At 70.3% G+C, this 26,376-nt stretch carries 19 protein-coding genes; 14 read left to right on the top strand and 5 right to left on the bottom strand.

The genetic code is table 11. From position 1 onward, the window contains the following. Positions 1–276 precede the first annotated feature (276 nt). A complete protein-coding gene (glnA2, locus tag IEZ04_RS18645) occupies positions 277–1,638 on the top strand; it encodes a gamma-glutamylpolyamine synthetase GlnA2 (RefSeq protein ID WP_189218035.1) in 1,362 nt (453 codons plus the stop codon). A 151-nt stretch (positions 1,639–1,789) separates the two neighbouring features. Here glnA2 and IEZ04_RS18640 read toward each other — a convergent pair whose 3' ends face one another. Both IEZ04_RS18640 and IEZ04_RS18635 read right to left on the bottom strand, forming a co-directional pair. Beyond that, positions 1,790–2,071 carry a hypothetical protein gene (locus tag IEZ04_RS18640; protein WP_189218034.1) on the bottom strand — a complete coding sequence of 94 codons (282 nt, stop codon included), beginning with the start codon at positions 2,069–2,071 and terminating at the stop codon, positions 1,790–1,792. A 486-nt stretch (positions 2,072–2,557) separates the two neighbouring features. Beyond that, entirely contained in the window at positions 2,558–3,169 is a 612-nt protein-coding gene (locus IEZ04_RS18635; RefSeq protein ID WP_189218033.1) for an ATP-binding protein, read from the bottom strand. A gap of 143 nt (positions 3,170–3,312) precedes the next feature. Here IEZ04_RS18635 and IEZ04_RS18630 point away from each other — a divergent pair, with 143 nt between their 5' ends. The 4 genes from IEZ04_RS18630 (at position 3,313) to IEZ04_RS18615 (ending at position 7,792) form a co-directional block, all read left to right on the top strand. Then, positions 3,313–4,179 (top strand): helix-turn-helix domain-containing protein, encoded by an 867-nt coding sequence (locus IEZ04_RS18630; protein WP_189218032.1) that lies wholly within the window; start codon positions 3,313–3,315, stop codon positions 4,177–4,179. Then, positions 4,176–4,397 (top strand): DUF397 domain-containing protein, encoded by a 222-nt coding sequence (locus IEZ04_RS18625; RefSeq protein WP_189218031.1) that lies wholly within the window; start codon positions 4,176–4,178, stop codon positions 4,395–4,397. The genes IEZ04_RS18630 and IEZ04_RS18625 overlap by 4 nt, the downstream gene beginning before the upstream one ends. 60 nt (positions 4,398–4,457) lie before the next feature. Further along, the gene (locus tag IEZ04_RS18620) at positions 4,458–4,634 is read left to right on the top strand and encodes a PIN domain-containing protein (protein ID WP_373296331.1); all 177 of its coding nucleotides are present in this window, start codon (positions 4,458–4,460) and stop codon (positions 4,632–4,634) included. Between the two features lie 155 nt (positions 4,635–4,789). Then, a complete protein-coding gene (locus IEZ04_RS18615) occupies positions 4,790–7,792 on the top strand; it encodes a bifunctional [glutamine synthetase] adenylyltransferase/[glutamine synthetase]-adenylyl-L-tyrosine phosphorylase (protein ID WP_189218030.1) in 3,003 nt (1,000 codons plus the stop codon). Here the strand turns inward: IEZ04_RS18615 and IEZ04_RS18610 are convergent. Further along, positions 7,743–8,675, bottom strand: coding sequence for a phosphatase PAP2 family protein (locus IEZ04_RS18610; RefSeq protein WP_189218029.1), 933 nt, complete (start codon positions 8,673–8,675; stop codon positions 7,743–7,745). The genes IEZ04_RS18615 and IEZ04_RS18610 overlap by 50 nt on opposite strands. A 133-nt stretch (positions 8,676–8,808) precedes the next feature. Continuing rightward, a complete protein-coding gene (locus IEZ04_RS18605; protein WP_268245675.1) occupies positions 8,809–9,843 on the bottom strand; it encodes a LacI family DNA-binding transcriptional regulator in 1,035 nt (344 codons plus the stop codon). A 450-nt stretch (positions 9,844–10,293) separates the two neighbouring features. Between IEZ04_RS18605 and IEZ04_RS18600 the strand changes: the two genes are divergently transcribed. The 8 genes from IEZ04_RS18600 to IEZ04_RS18565 all read left to right on the top strand — a co-directional run bounded on the left by IEZ04_RS18600 (position 10,294) and on the right by IEZ04_RS18565 (position 24,959). Continuing rightward, the gene (locus IEZ04_RS18600; protein WP_189218027.1) at positions 10,294–11,562 is read left to right on the top strand and encodes an extracellular solute-binding protein; all 1,269 of its coding nucleotides are present in this window, start codon (positions 10,294–10,296) and stop codon (positions 11,560–11,562) included. Between the two features lie 116 nt (positions 11,563–11,678). Beyond that, on the top strand, positions 11,679–12,683 hold the full coding sequence (locus tag IEZ04_RS18595) for a carbohydrate ABC transporter permease (protein WP_189218026.1): 1,005 nt from the start codon (positions 11,679–11,681) through the stop codon (positions 12,681–12,683). A 13-nt stretch (positions 12,684–12,696) separates the two neighbouring features. After that, positions 12,697–13,605 (top strand): sugar ABC transporter permease, encoded by a 909-nt coding sequence (locus IEZ04_RS18590; RefSeq protein WP_189218025.1) that lies wholly within the window; start codon positions 12,697–12,699, stop codon positions 13,603–13,605. A 225-nt stretch (positions 13,606–13,830) separates the two neighbouring features. Then, positions 13,831–15,543 carry a glycoside hydrolase family 13 protein gene (locus IEZ04_RS18585; RefSeq protein WP_189218024.1) on the top strand — a complete coding sequence of 571 codons (1,713 nt, stop codon included), beginning with the start codon at positions 13,831–13,833 and terminating at the stop codon, positions 15,541–15,543. A gap of 263 nt (positions 15,544–15,806) precedes the next feature. Continuing rightward, a complete protein-coding gene (locus tag IEZ04_RS18580; RefSeq protein ID WP_189218023.1) occupies positions 15,807–17,207 on the top strand; it encodes an alpha-amylase in 1,401 nt (466 codons plus the stop codon). 206 nt (positions 17,208–17,413) lie between these two features. Continuing rightward, on the top strand, positions 17,414–22,828 hold the full coding sequence (pulA, locus tag IEZ04_RS18575; protein ID WP_189218022.1) for a pullulanase-type alpha-1,6-glucosidase: 5,415 nt from the start codon (positions 17,414–17,416) through the stop codon (positions 22,826–22,828). Positions 22,829–22,894: 66 nt separating this feature from the next. Then, positions 22,895–24,535: a fused response regulator/phosphatase gene (locus IEZ04_RS18570; protein ID WP_229821110.1), complete on the top strand. Its 1,641-nt coding sequence runs from the start codon at positions 22,895–22,897 to the stop codon at positions 24,533–24,535. Between the two features lie 67 nt (positions 24,536–24,602). Further along, on the top strand, positions 24,603–24,959 hold the full coding sequence (locus tag IEZ04_RS18565; protein WP_189218021.1) for a 5-carboxymethyl-2-hydroxymuconate Delta-isomerase: 357 nt from the start codon (positions 24,603–24,605) through the stop codon (positions 24,957–24,959). A 62-nt stretch (positions 24,960–25,021) separates the two neighbouring features. Here the strand turns inward: IEZ04_RS18565 and IEZ04_RS18560 are convergent, their stop codons facing one another. Next, a complete protein-coding gene (locus IEZ04_RS18560; protein ID WP_189218020.1) occupies positions 25,022–25,723 on the bottom strand; it encodes a TetR/AcrR family transcriptional regulator in 702 nt (233 codons plus the stop codon). Between the two features lie 216 nt (positions 25,724–25,939). Here IEZ04_RS18560 and IEZ04_RS18555 point away from each other — a divergent pair, with 216 nt between their 5' ends. Then, entirely contained in the window at positions 25,940–26,344 is a 405-nt protein-coding gene (locus IEZ04_RS18555; RefSeq protein ID WP_189218019.1) for a hypothetical protein, read from the top strand. Positions 26,345–26,376 lie beyond the last annotated feature (32 nt).

The following is a 26,376-nucleotide window of genomic DNA, read 5'->3' as shown; positions in this document are numbered from 1 at the left end:
AGTGAAACTTGCATCTGAGATGCAAATTAAATGGATGTATTTCGGATAGTGCGGAGGAACCGTGGCGACCGGCCATTACCCGGCGGTGAGGGAGCGGGCAAGATGGGCACCGGAGTCGTACATCCGGCGTACGCGGGATGTACGAACCGGGATCGCCGGGCCGATCAAGGTCCGCAACGCGCATGAAATGGTGTTGTGGTGGGATGCTCAGGTGCCGGACCTCTCCCGTGAACCGGGACAGGCGGTCTGACCAGCAAGGATGGGTGGAAGCTAGACATGGACAAGCAGCAGGAGTTCGTGCTCCGCACTCTGGAGGAGCGCGACATCCGGTTCGTACGCCTGTGGTTCACGGACGTGCTGGGCTTCCTCAAGTCCGTGGCCGTGGCCCCTGCTGAGCTGGAACAGGCCTTCGACGAAGGCATGGGCTTCGACGGCTCCGCCATCGAGGGCTTCGCCCGTGTCTACGAGTCCGACATGATCGCCAAGCCGGACCCGTCGACCTTCCAGGTCCTCCCGTGGCGCGCGGAGGCCCCGGGCACGGCCCGCATGTTCTGCGACATTCTGATGCCCGACGGCTCCCCGTCCTTCGCGGATCCGCGCTACGTCCTGAAGCGCGCCCTTGCCAAGGCCTCCGACCTGGGCTTCACCTTCTACACCCACCCCGAGATCGAGTTCTTCCTCCTCAAGGACAAGCCGGTCGACGGAACCCGCCCCACCCCCGCCGACAACTCCGGCTACTTCGACCACACCCCGCACAACGTGGGCATGGACTTCCGTCGCCAGGCGATCACCATGCTGGAGTCGATGGGCATCTCGGTCGAGTTCTCCCACCACGAGGGCGCCCCCGGCCAGCAGGAGATCGACCTGCGCTACGCCGACGCCCTCTCCACGGCCGACAACGTCATGACGTTCCGCCTGATCATGAAGCAGGTGGCGCTGGAGCAGGGTGTCCAGGCGACCTTCATGCCGAAGCCGTTCTCGGAGTACCCGGGCAGCGGCATGCACACCCACCTCTCCCTCTTCGAGGGCGACCGGAACGCGTTCTACGAGTCCGGCGCCGAGTACCAGCTCTCCAAGGTCGGCCGCTCCTTCATCGCGGGCCTGCTGAAGCACGCGGCGGAGATCTCCGCGGTCACCAACCAGTGGGTCAACTCCTACAAGCGCATCTGGGGCGGCTCCGAGCGCACCGCGGGCGCCGGCGGCGAGGCCCCCTCGTACATCTGCTGGGGCCACAACAACCGCTCCGCCCTGGTCCGCGTTCCCATGTACAAGCCCGGCAAGACGGGCTCGGCCCGGGTCGAGGTCCGCTCACTCGACTCCGGCGCGAACCCGTACCTCGCCTACGCCGTCCTCCTCGCCGCCGGCCTCAAGGGCATCGAGGAGGGCTACGAACTTCCGCCGGGCGCCGAGGACGACGTCTGGGCCCTCTCGGACGCCGAACGCCGCGCACTGGGCATCGAGCCCCTCCCGCAGAACCTCGGCGAGGCCCTGACCCTGATGGAACGCAGCGACCTCGTGGCCGAGACCCTCGGCGAGCACGTCTTCGACTTCTTCCTGCGCAACAAGCGGCAGGAGTGGGAGGAGTACCGGTCCGAGGTGACCGCGTTCGAGCTGCGGAAGAACCTGCCGGTGCTGTAGGGGCGGGACGCCTCCCCATCGGGCGACGGGGCTGACGGTCCTTGGCTGTCGGCCCCGTCGGTGTCTCGTCACCCTCGGGCCGTCTCCGGGCCCTCCGGCCTCTCGCGTATGAGCTGTAGCTGCACGCCGAGGTCAACGCCCGTTCTCGCTCTCAGGCCGCGCGGCGGGCTTCCGTCAGCCGCTGTTGCACGTTCAGGACCAGATGCTGCAGGCGTCCCGGTCGCACTGCCTCGCGTGCCATCCACTCGTCCAGTCGAGGCCGCAGGACCTGTGCCATCCACAGCCCGTGCCGACGCAGAGCTGAGCGGCTGACCGAGATCTCCTCCTGAATCTCCCGACGGAGGTCATCGGTCCAGCCGTCATCGATGTCGCGCTGTTCCAACGGTCGCCCGAGAGCGGCCACCGCTTCATCGAGCACGGTGAGCAGATCCATGGCTCCTCCGACGTTCACAGGGCAGGGCCGGCACCAACCCACCAGCGCGGAAGTACAGCACTGGCCGGCAACACCGGAAGCCGACCCGCTCATCGAGCAGGTGGGCAGCAGGGTGGCTGATCAACAGCCGCCCCCAGAATAGAAGCGCCCCTGTGGCACATCTCAAACGGAGGGGGCACTGCCGAGGGAGCGCGCCCTGCACTCGCGGAATGAGTTGGTCGGCGGCCCTGCTCGCGCTGTTGGGTACTTTGATCGGCGCTTCGGTCACCTTGCTGGCAGACAGGGCTCGATGGCGCCGTGACCTGACCCTTCTTTCGTATCAGGCGCGACGTGAGAGCTACGCGCTTTACCTCGCGTCGCTTCACGCCGGTAGCGAGGGCTTAAGGGCGATCATGCTTGATGGAAGTCCTGCGGCGGGTCGTCGGGCTGATGCAGGGGAAGCCTTCCGATCGGCCGGCGTCTGTCAGGCTCGCGAGCACGTGTCGCTCATAGCTCCCCAGGACGTGATGCGTGAAGCGAGCCAGGCTCTCCACCGACTGAGGGAGCTGCGCGACCTCGCATCGCAGGGCCTCTCCGTCGAATCGAGCGGGTACCAGCATGCCCTCGCCATGTACGACGAAGCGTTGACCCAGCTACGCGCGGCCATGCGAAACGATGTAGGCAGCGCATCGGTCCGCTCCGCACCTGCTTGCCGATGGCCGACTGCCGTACGTGCCACCCGGGCGCGAGCAGGTCGACCAACCGAAGTCCTCGCCCGCCCTCCGCGTCCGTGCTGTCCAGCGGCGTCTCCCGACGCCTGGGTACGATGCCGGGATTCGGGTCGTGCACGTTCACCACGACGCCGTACGACGTCACATACACCTCCACCACGAGCGGTACATGATTCCCGCAAGCCCGCACGGAGTTGCCGACCAATTCGGAGAGGACGAGCACGGCGGAATCGACGACATCGGCAGCGAGGCCCTGAGCGAGCAGGTCGGTGCGCGCCAGTTTCCTCACGGCCCGCAGGTTGGGAGACGAAGCGCAGAAGTGCACGGCGAAGCCCTGCGGATAGGGACGCAGGTAGTCGCCGGCAATCGGGGTGGGGGGACATGACATCTCCTCGACGGTGGGGCGTGGGCACGACCCCACTTTCCTCCGCTCGCACGCTTTTCTCCCTCAGGTAGAAAAATTTCGACCCGGACGAGTGAAGTACTCGCCACGGTGTGCGACAGGCACGTCGGCCCTGCCAGACTCCGGTCATGCCCAACTCGCCTCTCGTGCCGACCATTCGACGCCGCCGCCTGGGCGCATGTCTGCGAGGCTTTCGCAGCGAAGCCGGCTTGACGCTGGACAGCGCCGCAGGAGCCATGGGCTGGAAGGCGCCGAAGCTTTCGAAGATCGAAAGCGCCACCCAGTCGATCAGACCGAGCGAGGTCGGCGCCCTCCTGAGCGTGTACGGAATCGAGGACGCTCAGGTGAAAGAGGCACTGGGCGCCCTAGCGCAGGACGCGGGCAAGAAGGGCTGGTGGCAGACGTACAGCGCGATCGTGTCACCCGCCTACGCCGACTACATCTCCCTGGAAGCGGACGCCGACACCATCTGTGCCTGGTCGCCGCTGATCATCCCTGGACTGCTTCAGACAGCCGCCTACGCACGCGAAACCATCGCCGGAATCACAACGACGCGCACACCGCAAGAAGTGGCTGCCCTGACCGAGGTGCGCATGGCCCGACAGGCCGTCCTCTCCCGCCCAGGGACAGCTCTGGAATTGTGGGCGATTATCCATGAGGCCGCGCTGCACCAACGCTTCGTCGTGCGCCCCACGACCATGCGCGAGCAACTCAGGCGCCTTTTGGACGCTTCCGAGATGCCCAGTGTCACGATCCAGCTGATGCCACCGGACTCCACTGCTCACCCCGGTGTTGTCGGCGGCTTCACCGTGACGGCATTCCCTCGGCCCATGCCCCCGGTGGTGCTCTTGGAGAACCTCAACGGCGCGACGTACGTTGAGGGCGACGACGCGACGCCTTTCGCCAAGGCCTTCGAACGCATCCGCGCGGCGGCCCTTCCGGTGGAGGACTCGCTCGCGAGAATGGCCGAGTTGGAGGAGCGACACCGGAAGTGAATCACCCTCAGGCTGAGCTGTACGCGTCTGATCTCACCGAGGCGATATGGCGAAAGGCATCCGCCAGCGGAGCGGAGCACGACTGTGTCGAGATCGCCGACCTCCCCGGCGGGGCCAGGGCCGTGCGCGACTCGAAACAGCCCAACCGCAAGCCCCTGTACTTCAGCGCCTCGGAGTGGGTCGCCTTCCAGAGGAGCATCATCGTCGGCGAATTGTAGTTCGCCCAGTCTCCCAATCACTCAGAACCCGGCTGCACCAGCTGCACTGCCCACAACATCGTGCATCGGGCGCGGTACGCGTCGCTCGACCTCGCCCTGGTGGACGCGGTCAACGTCGCACTCGCCGCCGAGTACGACACGGACGCCGTGCTGACCCGCGACATCCGTGACTTCCGGACCGTGCGTCCGGTGGGTGGCGGGCGGACTCACTTCCGGATTCTTCCCGAAGATCTCTGAGCGTCCCGGGGAACGCCGGGCGGAGACTCCGTGAGCGACGTCTCCGGCTCGCCCGGCGAGGAGCGACGGCGAGACAGTGCTGCACCCACCGCTTCTCCCAGGTGGTGCGATTAGGCTCATGGCCGTACGACCTTGATCCGACAAGGAGGCCGAGCATGACGGCGCCGGGGCGCAGAAGCAGTACCTTCACTCGGCTGCTGCGGCACGGCTTCACCGATGCCTCGGCTGCCGAGCGACTGCTGGAGAGCCCGGAGCTGGCGGGCATACGGGACGACCCCGTGCTGCTCGAAGCGCTCGGCGCCACCGCCGATCCCGATCTCGCGCTGCTCGGGCTCGTACGGCTGCTGGAGGCGCAGCCCGATCCCGGTGCGCGGCGTGAGCTGCTGAGCACGCTGATCGCGGCCAAGCCGCTGCGCGACCGGCTGCTCGGGGTGCTCGGTGCCTCGGAGGCGCTGGGCGACCACCTCGCCCGGCACCCCCACGACTGGCGGGCGCTCGTCACCTACGAGGCCCGTGACCTGCATCCGGGGGTCGAGGAGTTCGAGCGGGAGCTCGCCGAGGCGGCCGACCCGGTGTCCCTGCGCGTCGCCTACCGGCGGTGTCTGCTGTCCATCGCCGCCCGTGACGTGTGCGGGACGACGGACGTCGCGCAGACCGCCGCCGAGCTCGCCGACCTCGCCACCGCCACCCTGCGGGCCGCGCTCGCCATCGCCCGTACCGCCGCGCCGGAGGACGCCGCGGTGTGCCGGCTCGCCGTCGTCGCGATGGGGAAGTGCGGGGGGCACGAGCTCAACTACGTGTCCGACGTCGATGTCATCTTCGTGGGCGAGCCCGTCGAGGGTGCCGACGAGCAGGCGGCCGTCCGCGCCGCCACCCGGCTCGCCTCCCACATGATGCGGATCTGCTCCCAGTCCACCGTCGAGGGCAGCATCTGGCCCGTAGACGCCAATCTGCGGCCCGAGGGGCGCAACGGGCCGCTCGTGCGGACGCTCGCCTCCCATCTGGCCTACTACCAGCGCTGGGCCAAGACCTGGGAGTTCCAGGCGCTGCTCAAGGCCCGGCCCGTCGCCGGTGACGAGCGGCTCGGCGCGGAGTACGTCGACACCCTCGCACCCCTCGTCTGGCAGGCCGCCGAGCGCGAGAACTTCGTCCCCGACGTGCAGAAGATGCGGCGGCGGGTGATCGAGAACATTCCCGCCGGGGAGGTCGAGCGGGAGCTCAAGCTCGGGCCCGGTGGGCTGCGTGACGTCGAGTTCGCCGTGCAGCTGCTCCAGCTCGTGCACGGGCGGTCGGACACCTCCCTGCGCAGCGGCACGACCCTCGTCGCGCTGCGGGCGCTGGCCGATGGCGGGTACGTGGGGCGGAGCGATGCCGAGCAGCTCGACCAGGCGTACCGGTTCCTGCGGTCCATGGAGCACCGTATTCAGCTGTACCGGCTGCGGCGCACCCATCTCGTGCCGCAGGACGAGGCCGAACTGCGGCGCATCGGACGGTCGCTGGGGCTGCGGCAGGAACCCGTCGAGGGGTTGCTGCGCGAGTGGAAGCGGCACGCCGCCGCCGTGCGCCGGCTGCACGAGAAGCTGTTCTACCGGCCGCTGCTCGACGCCGTCGCGCAGCTCGCGCCCGGTGAGGCCCGGCTGAGCGCCGGGGCCGCCCGGGAGCGGCTCGTCGCCCTCGGGTACGCGGACCCGGCGGCGGCCCTGCGGCACCTGGAGGCGCTCGCGTCGGGCGTGTCGCGCAAGGCTGCCATCCAGCGGACGCTGCTGCCCGTGATGCTGGGGTGGTTCGCCGACTCGGCCGATCCGGACGCCGGAATGCTCAACTTCCGGCGGGTGTCCGACGCGTTGGGGAAGACGCCCTGGTATCTGAGACTGCTGCGGGACGAAGGGGCCGCCGCCGAGAATCTGGCGCGGGTGCTCTCCGCCGGGCGGCTCGCGCCCGATCTGCTGATGCGCGCGCCCGAGGCCGTCGCGCTGCTCGGTGACGGGGACGGCAGCGGGGGAGGGCTGCGGCTGCGCGGACGCGAGCAGCTGGAGCAGGAGATCCTCGCGGCGGTCGGGCGCGCCGACGGGGCGCGGCAGGCGGTCACGGCCGCGCGCGGGGTGCGGCGGCGCGAGCTGTTCCGTACGGCCGCCGCGGACATCGTCGGCTCGTACGGTCATGACGGGGCGCCGGGCGACGTCGACCAGGCGCGGCTGGTGGACCTGGTGGGCGGTGCGGTGTCCGATCTGACGGCGGCGACGCTCGCGGGGACGTTGCGGGCCGTCGTGCGCGAGCACTACGGGGACACGCTGCCGACTCGGTTCGCCGTCATCGGTATGGGGCGGTTCGGGGGGCACGAGCTCGGCTACGGCTCCGACGCCGACGTGCTCTTCGTGCACGAGCCGCGCGAGGGCGCCGACGAACAGGAGGCCGCCCGTGCCGCGAACACGGTCGTCGCGGAGATGCGGCGGCTGCTGCAGCTGCCGAGCACGGACCCGCCGCTGCTGATCGACGCGGACCTGCGGCCCGAGGGGAAGTCGGGGCCGCTGGTGCGGACGCTGAAGTCGTACGAGGCGTACTACCGGCGGTGGTCGCTGGTGTGGGAGTCGCAGGCGCTGCTGCGCGCCGAGCAGGTCGCCGGGGACGAGGAGCTGGGGCGGCGGTTCACCGAGCTGGTCGACCCGCTGCGGTACCCGCGGCGCGGACTCGGGGACGACGCCGTACGGGAGATCAGGCGGCTGAAGGCGCGGATGGAGACGGAGCGGCTGCCGCGCGGCGCCGACCCGACGCTGCACACCAAGCTGGGGCGCGGCGGGCTGTCCGACGTCGAGTGGACGGTGCAGCTGCTCCAGCTGCGGCACGCGGCGGACGAGCCGGGACTGCGCACCACGCGGACGCGGGCCGCCCTCGCCGCGGCGCGTGACGCGGGGCTGCTCCCCGCGGAGGACGCCGCCACGCTGGACGAGGCCTGGGTGCTCGCCACGCGGGTGCGCAACGCCGTGATGCTGGTGCGGGGGCGGGCCGGGGACACCTTTCCCTCGGACGCGCGCGAGCTGGGTGCGGTGGGTCGCTACCTGGGGTACGGGCCCGGGCACGTGGGGGACATGCTGGACGACTACCGCAGGATCACGCGGCGCGCTCGGGCTGTGGTGGAGGAGCGGTTCTACGGGGCGTAGCGCTCGTCGGTTCCCCTGCCGGTTCGTCGGTCACCTGGCGCGGCAGGCGGTGCGGCAGCGCCCCGTACCAGAGGCGGACCACCGCGTAGCCGAAGGCCAGGCAGAGCAGGCCGCCCACCGCGTCGAGCCAGAAGTGGTTGGCCGTGGCGACGATGACCACCAGGGTCGCCGCCGGGTAGAGCAGGCCGAGGACCCGCACCCAGGGCACGGAGGCCAGGGCGAACAGGGTCAGGCCGCTCCACAGGGACCAGCCGATGTGCATGGAGGGCATCGCGGCGTACTGGTTCGACATGCTCTTCAGGTCGCCGGAGGCCATGGAGCCCCATGTCTCGTGCACCACGACGGTGTCGATGAAGTGGTGGCTCGTCATCAGGCGGGGCGGGGCCAGCGGGTAGAAGTAGTAGCCGACCAGGGCCACCGCCGTGGTGGCGAAGAGGACGAGGCGGGTGGCCGCGTAGCGCCCGGGATGGCGGCGGTAGATCCAGACGAGGACGCCGAGCGTCACCACGAAGTGCAGCGTCGCGTAGTAGTAGTTCATGCCGACGATCAGCCACGTCACGGAGTTCACCGCGTGGTTGACCGTGTCCTCGACCGCGATCCCGAGGTGCTGCTCCACCTTCCAGATCCAGTCGGCGTTGGCGAGCGCCTTCGTCTTCTGCTCCGGGACCGCGTTGCGGATCAGCGAGTACGTCCAGTAACTGATCGCGATCAGCAGGATCTCGAACCAGAAGCGGGGGCGGCTGGGCGTGCGCAGCCGGCGCAGCAGGGCCCTGGCCCTGTGGCCCGTCCCCATCGCCACGCCCGTGACGTCCGTGACGTCCTTGGCGGGCCGGGAAGCGGTCCGCTTCTGGCCTTCCGGCGTCGTCACGGTCGTTTCACTCATGGGCACAGAGTTTGCCAGAAAGAACCTCCACTTCAGTTCATCCCCCGGTCGGGTCCTGGACGCACCGCCTCCGTAGTGGACGGGCGGCGCGGTCTCCTGCCCGAGTAGTTCCCGGAGGCCGTGTTTCTCCTCCTCAAGGACGATTCCTGTCCCCGGGAGCCGAGGCTGTCGAACCGCGCACCACCAGTTCCGGCATGAACACGAACTCGCTGTGCGGCGCGGGCGTGCCGCCGATCTCCTCCAGCAGCGTGCGCACCGCCGCCTGGCCCATGGCCGGAACCGGTTTGCGGACCGTGGTGAGGGGCGGATCGGTGAAGGCGATGAGCGGGGAGTCGTCGAAGCCCACGACGGAGACGTCCCGGGGGACGTCCAGGCCCCGCTGCCGGGCCGCGCGGATCGCGCCCAGCGCCATCATGTCGCTCGCGCACACCACCGCCGTGCAGTCCTTGTCCATCAGCGCGACGGCCGCCGCCTGACCGCCCTCCAGGGTGTAGAGGGAGTGCTGCACCAGTTCCGACTCGACGGTGTCCGCGGGCAGGCCGAGCTGTTCCCGCAGGGCGTGGACGAAGCCCTCGATCTTGCGCTGCACGGGCACGAAGCGCTTCGGGCCGAGCGCGAGACCGATGCGGGTGTGGCCGAGGGAGACCAGGTGGGTCACCGCCAGGTTCATCGCCGCGCGGTCGTCCGGCGAGATGAACGGGGCCTGCACCTTCGGCGAGAAGCCGTCCACGAGGACGAACGGCACGCCCTGGGCGCGCAGTTGCTCGTAGCGCTGCATGTCGGCGGTGGTGTCCGCGTGCAGTCCGGAGACGTAGATGATGCCGGCGACCCCGCGGTCCACCAGCATCTCCGTCAGCTCGTCCTCGGTGGAGCCGCCCGGGGTCTGGGTGGCGAGCACCGGGGTGTAGCCCTGCCGGGTCAGCGCCTGGCCGATCACCTGGGCCAGGGCCGGGAAGATCGGGTTCTCCAGCTCGGGGGTGATCAGGCCGACGAGGCCCTCGCTGCGCTGCCGCAGCCGTACGGGGCGCTCGTAGCCGAGGACGTCGAGGGCGGCGAGGACGGACTGGCGCGTGGTCGCGGCGACGCCCGGCTTGCCGTTCAGCACCCGGCTGACCGTCGCCTCGCTGACCCCCGCCTGGGCCGCGATGTCGGCAAGCCGTGTGGTCACGGCACCGGACTGTACCGGGCGGTTGCCCGCTTGCCCACCGGTCCGGCGCCGGGTGGGCGCGGGGGTGCGGCCCTTCGCGGGCTGCTGCGTCATCGAGGTCCCTCGTGATTCTGGTCGGTGTGCGGTCGGCGTCCGGCCGGTGTGCGGTGCCTGCCGTGATGATTCCCGCACGGGGGAAGCCTTGGCAAGAGCTTGCAGAGTCTTGCACAACTGTCCGGTCCCCCGCCGAGCGGCACGTCATCGCGGTTTTCGAGAGGTCGCGGGAGGGTCACGTTCGGGTAACCGATCCGGTTCCTTGCACTTTTTTTCTGCAAGACCTTTCGCAGCTCTTGCATCGCTGTTACGTTCACGTCGCCCGGCGGCGGCGATGGCGCGGTCGGCACTCGTCAGGAGCGACGGATCTTCGGCCGCCTCCTGAGTGGAACGGGCTTCTCACCTCAAGGAGATCTCATGCGGCGTGGCATAGCGGCCACCGCGCTGGTGGCGTCCGTCGCCCTCACGGCGACGGCCTGCGGCGGAAGCGACAGCGGCGACAGTGCCGACGGTCCGGTGACCATCACCTACTGGGACACGTCCAACGCCACCAATGAGGCGCCCGCGTACAAGGCCCTGGTCGAGGAGTTCGAGGCGGCCAACAAGGACATCAAGGTCGACTTCGTCAACGTCCCCTTCGACCAGGCGCAGAACAAGTTCGACACCGCCGCCGGCGCCTCGGGCGCGCCGGACGTGCTGCGCGCCGAGGTCGGCTGGACCCCGGCGTTCGCGAAGAAGGGCTACTTCCTGCCGCTGGACGGCACCGAGGCCCTCGCCGACCAGGACAAGTTCCAGCCGAGCCTGATCGAGCAGGCCCGGTACGAGGGCAAGACGTACGGTGTGCCGCTGGTCACCGACACCCTCGCCTTCGTCTACAACAAGGAACTGTTCGAGAAGGCGGGCGTCGAGGTCCCCAAGACCTGGGACGACCTGAAGAAGGCCGCCGCCACCATCAAGGACAAGACCGGCGTCGACGGCTACCTGGGCTCGGCCGCGGGCTACTACGGGCAGCCGTTCCTGCACGGCGAGGGCACCGACACGGTCGACGCCGAGGGCAAGAAGATCACCGTCGCCTCGGCCGAGGCCAAGAAGGCGTACGAGACCTGGCTCGGCCTGTTCGACGGCAAGGGCCTGGGCAAGGCCGACACCACCGCCGACGCCTACGCCCACAAGCAGGACGCGTTCGTCAACGGCGAGGTCGCCTCGATCATCGAGGGCCCCTGGGAGATCACCAACTTCTACAAGGGCCCGGCCTTCAAGGACAGGAACAACCTCGGCATCGCCACCGTCCCGGCCGGCTCCACCGGCAAGGCGGGTTCCCCGACCGGCGGCCACAACCTCTCGGTGTACGCGGGCTCGGACAAGGCGCACCAGGAGGCGGCGCTGAAGCTGGTGAACTTCATGACCTCGGCGAAGTCCCAGGAGACGATCGCCCTGAAGAACTCCACGCTGCCCACCCGCGAGGACGCCTACACCGACAAGGTGAAGGCCGACCCGGGCATCGCCGGCTACCAGGGCGTGCTCGCCGCGGCCCGGCCGCGCCCGGCGCTGCCCGAGTACAGCTCCTTCTGGACCCCGCTCGACGACGAGCTGCCCGCCATCGCGAGCGGCAAGAAGTCCCTCGACAAGGGCCTGAGCGACGCGGAGACCGCGATCGCCAAGCTGGTGCCGGACTTCGGCAAGTGATCCGCGCGGCCGCCGCGTCCCGGGCGGAGTACCGGGGAGACCCGGAAGACCGGGAAGGACGCGGCGGCCCCGGGCCGACCCCCTGAACAGCAGGACTTCACAAAGGTTGTCGAACCATGACAGTCGCCATCGACCGAGCGACCGGCAAGCGGCGAGGTGAGCCGGACCCGCGCCGCGGCCCGTTCCAGCGCCTGAGACAGGGCTGGCAGAAGTACTGGTACGCGTACGCGATGATCGCCCCGGTGGTCGTCGTGATCGGCGTCCTGGTGCTGTACCCGCTGGCCCGGGGCTTCTACCTGACGTTCACCGACGCCAACAGCCTCAACTCCGCCCGCACCATCGGCGTGAACGAGATCGAGGCCACCTACGAGTGGATCGGCCTCGGCAACTACGCCGACATCCTGTGGGGCCCGACCGCCTACGACCGGTTCTGGTCGCACTTCATCTGGACGATCGTCTGGACGGTGCTCTGCGTCACCCTGCACTACGTCATCGGCCTCGGCCTCGCGCTGCTGCTCAACCAGAAGCTGCGCGGCCGCACCCTGTACCGGCTGATCCTGGTGCTGCCGTGGGCGGTGCCCACCTTCGTCACCGTCTTCGGCTGGCGCTTCATGCTCGCCGACTCCGGCATCATCAACAACGCGCTGGACTCGATCGGCCTGCCGACGCCGCTGTGGCTGGAGGACAGCTTCTGGCAGCGGTTCGCCGCGGTCATGGTCAACACCTGGTGCGGTGTGCCGTTCATGATGGTCTCGCTGCTCGGCGGGCTCCAGTCCATCGACTCCTCGCTGTACGAGGCCGCCGAGATGGACGGCGCGAACGCCTGGCAGCGCTTCCGGTACGTCACCCTGCCGGGCCTCAGGTCGGTCAGCTCCACCGTCGTGCTGCTCGGCGTGATCTGGACGTTCAACCAGTTCGCGGTGATCTTCCTGCTCTTCGGCAACACCGCGCCCGACGCGCAGATCCTCGTCACCTGGGCCTACCAGCTGGGCTTCGGCCAGCAGCCGCGCGACTACGCGCAGTCGGCCGCCTACGGCATCCTGCTCCTCTCCATCCTGATCGTCTTCACCTCCGTCTACCGCCGCTGGCTGGCCCGCAATGAGCAGCAGCCCGCGCTCTGAGGCAGGAGTCCCCATGAGCACCACGACCCTCCCGACCGCCGCGCCGGTGGACCAGGCACCCGCGAGCACCCCGCCGGGCAAGGCGGGCCGGCGCGGGCGGCGCGGCCTCGCCGGCTCGTTCGTCTCGCACGCGATCCTGATCGTGGCGAGCTTCACCGCGCTCTTCCCGATCGCCTGGCTGGTCTTCCTGTCGCTCGGCCCCGACAAGGACGACTATCTGCACCCCGAACGCATCTTCGGCAAGATGACGTTCGACAACTACACGTTCGTGTTGACCGAGACGAACTTCACCGACTGGCTGGTGAGCACGCTCATCGTGTCGCTCGGCACCACCGTGATCGGCGTGCTGGTCGCCGCCACCACCGGTTACGCGGTCTCCCGCATGCGCTTCCCGGGCTACCGCAAGTTCATGTGGGTCCTGCTGGTCACGCAGATGTTCCCGGTGGCCGTGCTGATGGTGCCGATGTACGAGATCCTGTCCGAGCTGCGGCTCATCGACAGCTACCTCGGCCTGATCCTCGTCTACTGCTCGACCGCCGTGCCGTACTGCGCCTGGCTGCTCAAGGGCTACTTCGACACCATCCCGTTCGAGATCGACGAGGCCGGGCGCGTCGACGGGCTGACGCCCTTCGGCACCTTCGCCCGGCTGATCCTGCCGCTCGCCAAGCCGGGCCTGGCCGTCGCCGCCTTCTACAGCTTCATCACCGCGGTCGGCGAGGTCGCCTTCGCCACGGTGTTCCTGCTGTCCGACACGAAGTACACCTTCGCCGTCGGCCTGCAGAGCTTCGTCAGCGAGCACGACGCCCAGCGGCAGTACATGGCCGCGACCGCCGTGCTGGTCGCCGTCCCGGTGTCCGCCTTCTTCTACCTTGTGCAGAAGAACCTGGTGACCGGCCTCACCGCGGGCGGCACGAAGGGCTGACGACCCGGGGCGATCCTCCGGGAGGACGCCCCGCCCGGGTTCCCGCGCGCACCGTCGCGCGGGTGGCGGCCGCGGTGCCCTCGTACGCCCGGAGCGGCGAGGGACTCGTGACCCCGCTGCCACCGCGGCCGCCTCATCACCCCGACCCGAGACACCGATGACCATAATCCCGCCCCCGTTCCCGGATCCGCCGGGGCGGGGGACCCCCACCGCATCAAGGACGTCATGAGTCAGCATTCCGCAGAACCGGCCCCGACCTCCGCACTCGCGACCGTCGCCGCCCGCCGCGACTGGTGGCGCGAAGCGGTGATCTACCAGGTGTATCCGCGCAGCTTCGCCGACAGCAACGGCGACGGCATGGGCGACCTGGAGGGCGTACGTTCCCGGCTGCCGTACCTGCGCGACCTCGGCGTCGACGCCGTGTGGCTCAGCCCCTTCTACGCCTCGCCGCAGGCCGACGCCGGCTACGACGTGGCCGACTACCGGGCCGTCGACCCCATGTTCGGCAACCTCCTGGACGCCGACGCCCTGATCCGCGACGCCCACGTGCTGGGGCTGCGCGTCATCGTGGACATCGTCCCGAACCACTCCTCCGACCAGCACGAATGGTTCAAGCGCGCCATCGCCGAGGGGCCGGGCTCGCCGCTGCGGGACCGCTACCACTTCCGCCCCGGCAAGGGCGCCGACGGCTCGCTGCCGCCCAACGACTGGGAGTCCATCTTCGGCGGGCCCGCCTGGACCCGGGTCACCGAACCGGACGGCACCCCCGGCGAGTGGTACCTGCACCTCTTCGCCCCCGAGCAGCCCGACTTCAACTGGGAGCACCCGGCGGTCGGCGACGAGTTCCGCTCGATCCTGCGGTTCTGGCTGGACATGGGCGTCGACGGGTTCCGCATCGACGTGGCGCACGGACTGGTGAAGGCCGAGGGCCTGCCCGACCTGGGATCCCATGATCAGGTCAAGCTGCTGGGCAACGATGTCATGCCGTTCTTCGACCAGGACGGCGTGCACGAGATCTACCGCGAGTGGCGCAAGGTGCTCGACGAGTATTCCCCCAAGCCCTCAGAGCAGGGGGCACCCCCGGACCGCATCTTCGTCGCCGAGGCGTGGACCCCGACCGTCGAGCGCACCGCGAACTACGTGCGCCCCGACGAGCTGCACCAGGCCTTCAACTTCCAGTACCTGAGCACGCACTGGGACGCGCCCGAGCTGCGCGAGGTGATCGACCGCACCCTCGACGCGATGCGCCCGGTCGGCGCCCCCGCCACCTGGGTGCTCTCCAACCACGACGTGACCCGGCACGCCACGCGCTTCGCCAACGAGGCCGGTCTCGGCACGCAGATCCGCAGCGCGGGCGACCGCGAGCTCGGGCTGCGCCGGGCGCGTGCGGCCACCCTGCTGATGCTGGCGCTGCCCGGCTCCGCGTACATCTACCAGGGCGAGGAACTGGGGCTGCCCGACGTGGTCGACCTGCCCGACGAGGTGCGCCAGGACCCGGCGTACTTCCGGGGCGAGGGGCAGGACGGGTTCCGCGACGGCTGCCGGGTGCCGATCCCGTGGACGCGCACGGGCTCGTCGTACGGCTTCGGCGACGGCGGCTCCTGGCTGCCGCAGCCCGACGGCTGGGGCGAGCTGAGCGTCGAGGCGCAGACCGGCGACCCGGACTCCACCCTGGAGCTGTACCGCACCGCGCTGGCCGTGCGCCGCGAGCAGGCCGGTCTCGGCGCCGGTGACGCGGTGGAGTGGCTCAAGGCGCCCGAGGGTGTCCTCGCCTTCCGGCGCGGCGAGTTCGTGTGTGTGGCGAACACCACCGGCGAGGGCGTACGCATCCCCGCCTACGGACGGGTGCTGGTCAGCAACGGTGAGGTGGCCGTCGCGGGCGACGAGGCGAAGCTGCCCGCGGACACCACCGTGTGGTGGACCACAGCCCGGGACTGAGGTTTTCAGCCAGTTTGCAGGGGCTCGCCGCCCGTTCGGGGCGGCGGGCCCCTGCTGTCGTCCGCCTGGGCGGGACAGCAGGTCGAGGGCTGCCTCGACTCGCTGTAGTAGGTTCCGGATCGGCGCCCGGAAAGGTCGGGGTCCCAGAGGGTTGACCGATCGTTGACGCGTTCGTACGGTCTGGTCGTCTGCAAGTTTTCAGTCTCCTTGCAGCAAAAACCTTCGCTTGCCATGTGCATGGCAGTAGAAAGAAGGGCCCCCACATGTCCCACAGACGCAAGAGATCCATCGCCGGCGTGGTCGCCCTCGCGGCCACCGCGTCGGTCGTCGCGCTCGCCCTCCCCACGGGCGGCAGCGCCGAAGCCGCTCCGCCCGGCGACAAGGATGTCACCGCCGTCCTGTTCGAGTGGAAGTTCGACTCGGTCGCCAAGGAGTGCACCAACCGGCTCGGTCCCGCCGGGTACGGCTACGTCCAGGTCTCGCCGCCCGCCGAGCACATCCAGGGCGAGGCGTGGTGGACCTCGTACCAGCCGGTCAGCTACAAGATCGCCGGGCGCCTCGGCAACGAGACCTCCTTCCGCAACATGGTGAACACCTGCCACAACGCGGGTGTGAAGGTCGTCGTCGACGCCGTCATCAACCACATGTCGGCCGGCAACGGCACGGGTACCGGCGGCACGTCGTACACCAAGTACGACTACCCGGGCCTTTACTCCGCGTACGACTTCGACGACTGCACCACGCAGATCGGCAGCAACTACCAGGACCGCTGGAACGTCCAGCACTGCGAACTGGTCGGCCTGGCGGACCTCGACACCAACGAGGAGTACGTCAGGAAGACCATCGCCGGCTACCTCAACTCCCTGCTCGCGATGGGTGTCGACGGCTTCCGCATCGACGCGGCCAAGCACATGGACGCCGCGGACCTCGCCAACATCAAGTCCCGGCTGAGCAACCCGTCGGTGTACTGGAAGCAGGAGGTCATCCACGGCGCCGGTGAGGCCGTCCAGCCGGCCGAGTACACGGGCAACGGCGACGTGCAGGAGTTCCGGTACGCGCGCGACCTCAAGCGCGTCTTCAACAACGAGAACCTCGCCTACCTCAAGAACTACGGTGAGGGCTGGGGCTACCTGAAGAGCAACCAGGCGGGCGTCTTCGTCGACAACCACGACACCGAGCGCGAGGGCACCACCCTCAACTACAAGGACGGCGCCAACTACACCCTGGCCAACGTCTTCATGCTCGCCTGGCCGTACGGCACGCCCGACATCAACTCGGGCTACGAGTGGACGAACAAGGACGCGGGCCCCCCGAACGGCGGCACCGTGAACGCCTGCTGGCAGAACGGCTGGAAGTGCCAGCACGCCTGGCCGGAGATCCAGTCCATGGTCGGCTTCCGCAACGCCACCCGTGGCCAGGCGGTCACCAACTGGTGGGACAACGGAGGCGACGCGATCGCGTTCGGCCGCGGGAACAAGGGCTTCGTGGCCATCAACCACGAGTCCGGCTCCCTGAACCGCACCTTCCAGACCTCGCTCCCGGCCGGCACCTACTGCAACGTGCAGAACGACACGACCGTGTCGGTCAACGGCTCGGGCCAGCTCACGGCCACCCTCGGCGCCAACACGGCGCTGGCGGTGTACGCGGGCAGGTCCAGCTGCTGAGGCGGCACCCGCTCGCTTCCCTCTCGCCCCGGGCGCACCAGCGCCCGGGGCGTTCATGCAAGTTCTTACTCGGCGTTGCACAACTCTTGCTGTAAGGCTTTCACCGGCGGTACGGTCACGCCGGCGCACCGGCAACGGAGCCGCGCCGCGGCGCACGGGACGCGAGTGATTCCCGTACGTGCCGCCATCGCAAGGAGTCCACGCCTGTGATACCGAGATGGCCGGCGCCCGGAGTGCGCCGTACCACCCCGCGCGGACGGGTCGCGGCCGTCGCCGCGGCCGCCGTCGCCGCGACGCTGGTCCAGCCCGTCGCGGCCACCGCCGCCGCCCCGCCCGCACCCCCCTCGGACAGGAAGCTCGCGGCGGAGGCGTCCCGCCACGAGCTCACCCGCGAGCAGTTCTACTTCGTCCTGCCGGACCGTTTCGCCAACGGCGACACGTCCAACGACCGGGGCGGACTGACGGGCACCCGCCTCGACCACGGGTACGACCCCACCGACAAGGGCTTCTACCAGGGCGGCGACCTCAAGGGCCTGACGAAGCGGCTCGACTACATCAAGGGCCTCGGCACCACCGCCATCTGGCTGGCGCCCATCTTCAGGAACCAGCCCGTGCAGGGCACGGGCGAGAACGTCTCCGCCGGGTACCACGGGTACTGGATCACCGACTTCACCCGGGTCGACCCGCACTTCGGCACCAACGAGGACCTCGAAACCCTCATCGACAAGGCCCATGCCAAGGGCATGAAGGTCTTCTTCGACGTCATCACCAACCACACCGCCGACGTCGTCGACTACGAGGAGAAGTCCTACGGGTACCTGTCCAAGGGCGCCTTCCCGTACCTGACGAAGGACGGAAAGCCCTTCGACGACGCCGACTACGCGGACGGGAAGCGCGGATTCCCGCCCGTCGGCACCGGCTCCTTCCCGTACACGCCGTCCGTGCCCGCCGACAGGAAGGACGTCAAGGTCCCCGCCTGGCTCAACGACCCGGCGATGTACCACAACCGCGGCGACTCCACCTGGGCCGGCGAGTCCGCCACGTACGGGGACTTCAGCGGGCTCGACGACCTGTGGACCGAGCGTCCCGAGGTCGTCGAGGGCATGGAGAAGATCTACCAGCGGTGGGTGAAGGACTTCCGGATCGACGGCTTCCGGATCGACACCGTGAAGCACGTGAACATGGAGTTCTGGACCCGGTGGGCCACCTCCCTCGACGCGTACGCCGCGAAGCGGGGCCGGGACGACTTCTTCATGTTCGGCGAGGTGTACTCCGCCGACACCTCCGTCACCGCGCCGTACGTCACCGAGGGCCGGCTCGACTCCACGCTGGACTTCCCGTTCCAGGACGCGGCCCGCGCGTACGTTTCGCAGGGCGGCAGCGCCAAGAAGCTCGCCGCGGTCTTCGGTGACGACTACAAGTACACGACCGACAAGGCCAACGCGTACGAGCAGGTCACCTTCCTCGGCAACCACGACATGGGCCGCATCGGCACCTTCCTCAAGCAGGACGACGCGGACGCCACCGACGCCGAGCTGGTGAAGAAGGCGCAGCTCGCCAACGAGCTGATGTTCCTCAGCCGCGGCAACCCGGTGGTCTACTACGGCGACGAGCAGGGCTTCACCGGCGCGGGCGGCGACAAGGACTCCCGTCAGACCATGTTCGCCTCGGAGGTCGCCGACTACCTGGACGACGACCGGCTGGGCACCGACCGCACCCACGCCGAGGACGCCTACGACACCAAGGCGCCGCTCTACCGCCAGATCGCCGCGCTCGCCAAGCTGCGCAAGGCCCACCCGGCCCTCGCCGACGGCGTGCAGACGGAGCGGTACGCGGACGACGGCCCGGGTGTGTACGCCGTCTCCCGCACGGACGCGAAGAGCGGCACCGAGTACGTGGTCGCCTTCAACAACGCGGACGGGGCGCGGACGGCGACGTTCGCGACCGGGTCCGCGGGCATGACGTTCCGGGGCATCCACGGAACCGACGCCACGGTGCGGAGCGGCAAGGACCGGCAGCTCACCGTCACCGTCCCGGCCGGATCGTCGGTCGTGCTCAAGGCGGCCGGCCGGCTGGGCGAGCCCGCCGTCGAGCCGTCCGTGACCCTGGAGGCCCCGGAGACGGGCGCCACCGGCACCGTCGAGCTCACGGCGGACGTCGAGGGCGGACAGCTCAACCGCGTCGTCTTCGCCGCCCGGACCGGCAACGGCAAGTGGCGCACCCTCGGCTCCGCCGACCACGCCCCGTACAAGGTCACCCACACCATCGGCGAGGACGTCCCGGCCGGGACCGCCCTGCGCTACAAGGCCGTGGTGGTCGACTCGGCGGGCCGTACCGCGAGCGCGACCGCCGCCTCCACCACCGGCGCCCCGCCCGCCGAGGAGGTGCCGACGGCGGTCTCGCGGGACTACGCGGTCGTCCACTACCAGCGTCCGGACGGCGACTACGACGACTGGGGCCTGTACGCCTGGGGCGACCTGGCGGACGGCGAGGCGACCGAGTGGCCCGCGAGCCACCCGTTCACCGGCCGTGACGCGTACGGCGCCTTCGCGTACGTCAAGCTGAAGCCGGGCGCGACGAACGTGAACTTCCTGGTGGTCGACGAGGAGGGGAACAAGGACGTCGCGGCCGACCGGACCATCGACGTCACGGAGACGGGTGAGGTCTGGATCGAACAGGGGAAGGAGACGGTCCGCACAGAGCGCCCCGACCACCCCGAGCAGGACAAGAGCAGGGCCGTCATCCACTATCACCGTGCCGACGGGGACTACGACGGCTGGGGACTGCACGTCTGGGGCGGCGCGGCGAACCCGACCGACTGGGCGAAGCCGCTGGAGCCGGTGGAGACTGACCCCTATGGAGCCGTCTTCGAAGTACCGCTCACCGAAGGTGCCACCAGCCTCAACTACATCGTCCACAAGGGCGACGAGAAGGACCTCCCCACCGACCAGGTGCTGGACCTCACGACGGCGGACGGCCACGAGGTGTGGCTGTTGAGCGGCCAGGAGAAACTGCTCCTCCCACAAGCGCCGGGCAGCGCGGCGGACGTGGACCTGAGCACCTCCGAGGCGGTCTGGATCGACCGGGACACGGTCGCGTGGGACGGCGCCCCGGGCGCCGCGTCGACCCAGCTGCTGTACGCGCGTGACGGCTCGATCACGGTGGAGAACGGCACGCTCACCGGTGACGCGAAGTGGCTGCGGCTGTCGGGGTCCGAGCTCACCGACGCGCAGCGGGAGAAGTTCCCGCACCTGGCCGCGTACACCGCCTGGACCGTCGACCCGCGCGACCGCGACCGCGTGCGCGAGGCGCTGCGGGGGCAGGTCGTGGCCGCGCAGCGGGCCGCCGACGGCGCGGTGCTCGCGGCGACCGGCGTCCAGATCGCCGGGGTGCTCGACGACCTGTACGACGCGACCGGGGCGGACCTCGGGCCGACGTTCGACCGCGACGGCCGCCCCACACTGGCCGTCTGGGCGCCCACGGCGCAGTCCGTCGCCCTGGAGCTCGACGGCAGGACCGTCGCCATGGAGCGGGACGGCGCCACCGGCGTCTGGTCCGTCACCGGCACCAAGGGCTGGAAGAACAAGCCGTACCGGTACGTGGTGAAGGTGTGGGCTCCCGCCGCCGGTGAGGTCGTCACCAACCGGGTCACCGACCCGTACTCGGTCGCCCTCACCGCCGACTCCGAGCGCAGCCTGGTCGTGGACCTGGGCGACGCCTCCCTCGCCCCGCGCGGCTGGTCCCGGCTCACCAAGCCCGAGGCCGTGCCGCTGAAGGACGCGCAGATCCAGGAGCTGCACGTCCGGGACTTCTCGGTCGAGGACAAGACCTCCCCGGCCGGGCACCGGGGCACCTACGCCGCCTTCACCGACAAGGGCAGCGACGGCTCGAAGCACCTGCGGAAGCTCGCGGAGTCGGGCACGTCGTACGTGCACCTGCTGCCCGCCTTCGACATCGCCACCATCCCGGAGCGCAAGGAGGACCAGGCGACCGTCGACTGCGATCTCGCCTCCTACCCGGCCGACTCCGACAGGCAGCAGAGCTGCGTGGCGAAGGCGGCGGCGAAGGACGCGTACAACTGGGGCTACGACCCGTACCACTACACGGTCCCCGAGGGCTCCTACGCGACCGACCCCGACGGCACCCGGCGCACGGTCGAGTTCCGCGAGATGGTCAAGGCGCTCAACGAGGACGGTCTGCGGGTGGTGATGGACGTGGTCTACAACCACACCGCCGCCGACGGCCAGGCCGCCACCTCCGTGCTCGACAGGATCGTGCCCGGCTACTACCACCGGCTCCTCGCCGACGGCTCGGTGGCGACCAGCACCTGCTGCGCCAACACCGCCCCCGAGAACGCCATGATGGGCAAGCTGGTCGTCGACTCGGTCGTCACCTGGGCGAAGGAGTACAAGGTCGACGGCTTCCGCTTCGACCTGATGGGCCACCACCCGAAGGCCAACATCCTGGCCGTGCGGAAGGCGCTCGACGCGCTGACCGTGGCGGAGGACGGCGTGGACGGGAAGTCGGTCGTTCTGTACGGCGAGGGCTGGAACTTCGGCGAGGTCGCCGACGACGCCCGGTTCCCGCAGGCCACGCAGGCGAACATGGCGGGGACGGGAATCGCGACCTTCTCCGACCGCGCCCGGGACGCCGTACGCGGCGGCGGCCCGTTCGACGAGGACCCGGGCGTGCAGGGCTTCGCCTCCGGGCTGTTCACCGACCCCAACCCGGCGGCGGACAACGGCACCGAGGCCGAGCAGCGGGCCCGGCTGCTGCACTACCAGGACCTGATCAAGGTCGGGCTGAGCGGCAACCTGAAGTCGTACACCTTCACCGACAGCGGCGGCCGGCAGGTCAAGGGCTCCGAGGTCGACTACAACGGCGCGCCCGCCGGGTACGCGGACGCGCCCGGCGACGCCCTCGCCTACGTCGACGCCCACGACAACGAGGCGCTGTTCGACGCGCTGGCCTACAAGCTGCCGAAGGACACCTCGCCGGACGACCGGGCCCGGATGCAGGTCCTCGCCCAGGCCACGGCCACCCTGTCGCAGGGCCCCGCCCTGTACCAGGCGGGCACCGACCTGCTGCGCTCCAAGTCCCTGGACCGCAACTCCTACGACAGCGGCGACTGGTTCAACGCGATCCACTGGGACTGCCGGGACGGCAACGGGTTCGGGCGCGGACTGCCCCCGGCGGCCGACAACGAGCCCAAGTGGCCCTACGCCAAACCCCTGCTGACCTCGGTGAAGGTCGGCTGCGAGCAGATCGGGGGCGCCTCGGCCGCCTACCGCGACCTGCTGAGGATCCGCACGACGGAGCCGGACTTCTCGCTCGGCTCGGCGGACGAGGTGCAGGCGAAGCTGTCCTTCCCGCTGTCCGGGGCGAACGAGACGCCCGGCGTGATCACCATGCGCCTCGGGGACCTCGTCGTCGTCTTCAACGCCACGCCCGAACAGCGCGAGCAGAAGGTCGACGCGCTGGCCGGTGCGTCCTACGCGCTGCATCCCGTGCAGGCGGCGGGCTCCGATGCAACCGTCACCTCCGCGACGTACGAAAAGACGACAGGAACGTTCACCGTTCCGGCGCGGACGGTCGCGGTGTTCTCCCGGGGCGCGCAATAGGACGCTAGCGTGGATGGTGCGGGTACGAGGAGACCCGCACCACCCTCGTCCAAGGGTCATCCGTGTATGAACTTCATGGCCGAACGGGCCGAACGGGCCGACCAGACGAACACCACCATCCTCGTCGTCGATGACGCGGCGGCGAGCCGCTGCGCGTTGGGCGCCGTGCTGCGCCGGGCGGGTCACCGCGTGGTGCCCGTCGCCACCGCCGGTGAGGCGCTCTCCGAACTCGACGTGAGGCTGCGCGCGGGCGCCCTGCCCGACGTCGCCCTCGTCGACGTCGGGCTGCCCGACATGAGCGGCTTCGAGCTGTGCCGCAGGCTGAAGGCGCTGCCGCTCATGGCGAGCCTGCCCGTCGTCCACTTCTCGGCCGCCTCCGTGGCGCCCAGCGACCGCTGCCGGGGGCTCGACGCGGGCGGCGAGGCGTATCTGACCGTGCCGGCCGAACCCGAGGAGATCCAGGCCGTGGTGCGGGCCGCCGTGCGCGGCGCCCGGATGCGCAGCGGCGCCGAGAACCGCGCACAGGACCTGACGCTGCTGTCCGAGACGATCGTCCCCGTGCAGACCGCGCACAGCCCGAGCGCGCTCGCCCGGGCCGCCGCCGAGGGCACCGCCCGGCTCACCGGCGGCCCGGCCGCCGTGTTCGTCGTCGGCGAGGGCGGTGCGGTGTACTGCGGTGCCCACAGCGGGCGGAAGGCCGAACGGCAGCCGGACGCCGTCGCGCGCGAGGCCGTGGCCCGGCTGGTCCGGCGGGTGACCGTGACGGCGGCCGAGGACTCGGTGCTCGACACCGTCGTGCCCGCGCCGCTGTGGCCGCCGGGGATCTTCCACCTCCGCGCGACGGAGGACGTGCGCATGGTGGTCACGCGCACCCGCGACGCCAGGGCGGCCGTCTGCCTGACCGTGCCCAAGCCCCGGTACGGGGACCGGGCGCCCGGCACGGCGGCCCTGGTCGCCCGGCTCGCCCAGGCCACCGCGTTCGCCGCGCAGCCGCTGCTCATGTACCAGGCGGAACGGCGCGTCGCGCTCACCCTCCAGCACAGCTTCCTGCCGAAACGGCTGCCCGAACTGCCGGGCGTCGACGTCGTCGTACGGTACGAGCCGGCCTCCCGCGAGACCGAGATCGGCGGTGACTTCTACGCGGCCCTGCGTACCGGCGCGGGCGTCCTCACCGCGGTCGGGGACGTCGTGGGGCACTCGCTGGACGCGGCCACCGTGATGGTGGAGATCCGGCATGCGCTGCGCGCCTACTGCGTCGAGGAGCCCGACCCGGGCGCGCTCGCCCGGCGGCTCGACCGGATGCTCCAGCACTACCATCCCGAGATCACCACCACCCTCTGCCTGGCCCTCGTCGACCCGGTCACCGGGCGCACCCGGATCGCCAACGCGGGCCACATACCGCCGCTGGTCGTGCGGGACGGGGTCGGCGCCGCGTACGTGCCGGCGGCCGGGCCGCTGCTCGGTCTGGGACTGGAGCGGCCGGTGCCGACGGAGATCGTGCTGGAGCCCGCCGATCGGCTCCTCATGGTCACCGACGGCCTCATAGAGACCCGGGGCACGGACCTCGCCGTGTCCATGGAGCAGCTCCGCGTCTCCGCCGAGGACGCCCCGCTCGGCACGGCCGGGCTCTGCGACTCGCTGCTGGACCGCTTCGGCCGGGACCGGGAGGACGACATCGCGCTGCTGGCGCTGCGGCTCACGGACTAGGGTGAGATCACCGCCCCGGACACCCGCTCCGGGGACACCAGGTGGCCGTGTCCGAACAGGAGTCCCCATGCCGCAGATCACCGTCGACTACTCCGCCGCGCTGGCCGACACCTTCGACCGCCGTGCCTTCGCCGAGGCGCTGCACGCGGAGGTGGTGGAGACGGCGGCCGCACGGCTCGAGGCGTGCAAGACGCAGTTCCGGCCGACCGAGGACACCACCGTGGGCGGCGACGCGGACGGGCACGCCGTCGTGCACGTGACGCTGGGGCTGCTGGCGGGGCGGACCGAGGAGACCAAGGCCAAGCTGACCGAGGGGGTGCTGGAGCTGCTGCGCACCCATGTGAAGCCGGCGGACGGGCTGATGCTGCACGCGTCGGCCGAGGTACGGGACCTGGACGCCTCGTACCGGAAGTTCGAGGAGTAGACCGAGCGGACCGGGCCGATCGAGCGGACCGAGCAGGTCGAGCGACCGGACGGCGTCGGGTGTCAGGCGGCGGGCGGGGAGGCCAGGGTGAGCAGGCGCCCCGCCAGTTCGGCGAACGGACCGTCGGCCGGCTCGTCCTCGACGAGGCGGCGCACCAGCGCCCCCATCTCGTCGTCGTACGCCGCGGCCACCGCCGCCAGCGCCCCGAAGTCGTGCACGAGCTGTACCTCCAGCTCCCGGCGCGGGACGCGGCGGCCGTCCAGCCAGAGCAGCGCCGTCGACTCGGCGAGCGAGATCCAGGAGCGGATGACCAGCTCCAGCCGGGCGGACGGCCTCTCGACCTCCAGATGCCCGACGATCTGTACGTACGCGGCCTGCCGCACCCCGTCGATGAGCGCGTTGGCCCGCGAGGAACCGGCCGCCGGGCCGCCGCGCATCAACGCCGAGAAACCCGGGCCGTGCTCGTCGACGAAGTCGAAGAAGCGGTGCATCACCCGCAGCAGCCGCTCGCCCAGCGGGCCCTCCCGCGGCTCCACGAACCGCTCCGCCAGGTCGTCCGAGGCACGCTTCAACGCGGCCTCGTACAGGCTGAGTTTGCCGGGGAAGTAGTGGTAGACCAGCGGCCGCGAGATGCCCGCGGCCGCGGCTATCTCGTCGATCGACACCTGGTCGGGCGAGCGCTGGCTGAACAGTTCAAGGGCGACGCCGATCAGCTGCCGCCGCCGCTCCTCGACACCCATTCTGCGGCGAACACCGGTGGTCATACGGACACTTTACCGATCGATTCCGGCCGCCAGCGGTCGGATCGATCAATTCCGTTCACATTTCGAGCACGACTTCCTCACCCCTGTGGGCGCTGTGGGCGCGGCGGGCTCAGCCGGCGACGCCCCGCCCGTTGAGTGCGAAGCGCACGGGAGCCGTATCGAAGGCGGACGGCACGGCGAGTCCACGTCGCCGAGGAGACCCGGAGGTGGGTACGGATGAGGTTGACGCGCGGGACCCCGGCGGTGACGGCCGGCGCGGTCGCCGCCCTGCTGGCGCTGACCGGCTGCGGTGCGGACGACGGGGGAGCGGGGGAGCCCCGGACGGTGACGGGCAGTCTGGAGCAGCTGGCGGGCGAGGCCGGCTGCGAGCCGGACATGCAGACGGACGCGGACGAGATCCGCCAGGCGCTCTGCGAGAACACCGACGGGAAGTTCGTGCTGGCGACCTTCGCCACCGACCGGGGGCAGCGCGAGTGGCTGAACGCGGCCAAGGACTACGGCGGCCACTACCTCGTCGGCCGCAAGTGGGTCGCCGTCGGCGGGACCGAGGTGGTCACGGCGCTGCACGGCCGGCTCGGCGGAACCATGGAGGAGGGGGCCGCGCACGCCGGCCACCGCTGAGGGAGACACCGAGGGGCGGCGGCGGGAACTCC

This window comes from Streptomyces ruber (genome assembly GCF_014648075.1).
Classification (GTDB): domain Bacteria; phylum Actinomycetota; class Actinomycetes; order Streptomycetales; family Streptomycetaceae; genus Streptomyces; species Streptomyces ruber.
The sequence above is the reverse complement of the archived record's forward strand: the minus strand, read 5'-3'. Positions and strand labels throughout refer to the sequence as shown.

Coding starts and splice junctions, on each gene's coding strand:
- glnA2 (WP_189218035.1), top strand. CDS start 277: ATGGACAAGCAGCAGGAGTTCGTGCTCCGCACTCTGGAGGAGCGCGAC.
- IEZ04_RS18640 (WP_189218034.1), bottom strand. CDS start 2,071: ATGGATCTGCTCACCGTGCTCGATGAAGCGGTGGCCGCTCTCGGGCGA.
- IEZ04_RS18635 (WP_189218033.1), bottom strand. CDS start 3,169: ATGTCATGTCCCCCCACCCCGATTGCCGGCGACTACCTGCGTCCCTAT.
- IEZ04_RS18630 (WP_189218032.1), top strand. CDS start 3,313: ATGCCCAACTCGCCTCTCGTGCCGACCATTCGACGCCGCCGCCTGGGC.
- IEZ04_RS18615 (WP_189218030.1), top strand. CDS start 4,790: ATGACGGCGCCGGGGCGCAGAAGCAGTACCTTCACTCGGCTGCTGCGG.
- IEZ04_RS18610 (WP_189218029.1), bottom strand. CDS start 8,675: ATGAGTGAAACGACCGTGACGACGCCGGAAGGCCAGAAGCGGACCGCT.
- IEZ04_RS18600 (WP_189218027.1), top strand. CDS start 10,294: ATGCGGCGTGGCATAGCGGCCACCGCGCTGGTGGCGTCCGTCGCCCTC.
- IEZ04_RS18595 (WP_189218026.1), top strand. CDS start 11,679: ATGACAGTCGCCATCGACCGAGCGACCGGCAAGCGGCGAGGTGAGCCG.
- IEZ04_RS18590 (WP_189218025.1), top strand. CDS start 12,697: ATGAGCACCACGACCCTCCCGACCGCCGCGCCGGTGGACCAGGCACCC.
- IEZ04_RS18585 (WP_189218024.1), top strand. CDS start 13,831: ATGAGTCAGCATTCCGCAGAACCGGCCCCGACCTCCGCACTCGCGACC.
- IEZ04_RS18580 (WP_189218023.1), top strand. CDS start 15,807: ATGTCCCACAGACGCAAGAGATCCATCGCCGGCGTGGTCGCCCTCGCG.
- IEZ04_RS18570 (WP_229821110.1), top strand. CDS start 22,895: ATGAACTTCATGGCCGAACGGGCCGAACGGGCCGACCAGACGAACACC.
- IEZ04_RS18565 (WP_189218021.1), top strand. CDS start 24,603: ATGCCGCAGATCACCGTCGACTACTCCGCCGCGCTGGCCGACACCTTC.
- IEZ04_RS18560 (WP_189218020.1), bottom strand. CDS start 25,723: ATGACCACCGGTGTTCGCCGCAGAATGGGTGTCGAGGAGCGGCGGCGG.
- IEZ04_RS18555 (WP_189218019.1), top strand. CDS start 25,940: ATGAGGTTGACGCGCGGGACCCCGGCGGTGACGGCCGGCGCGGTCGCC.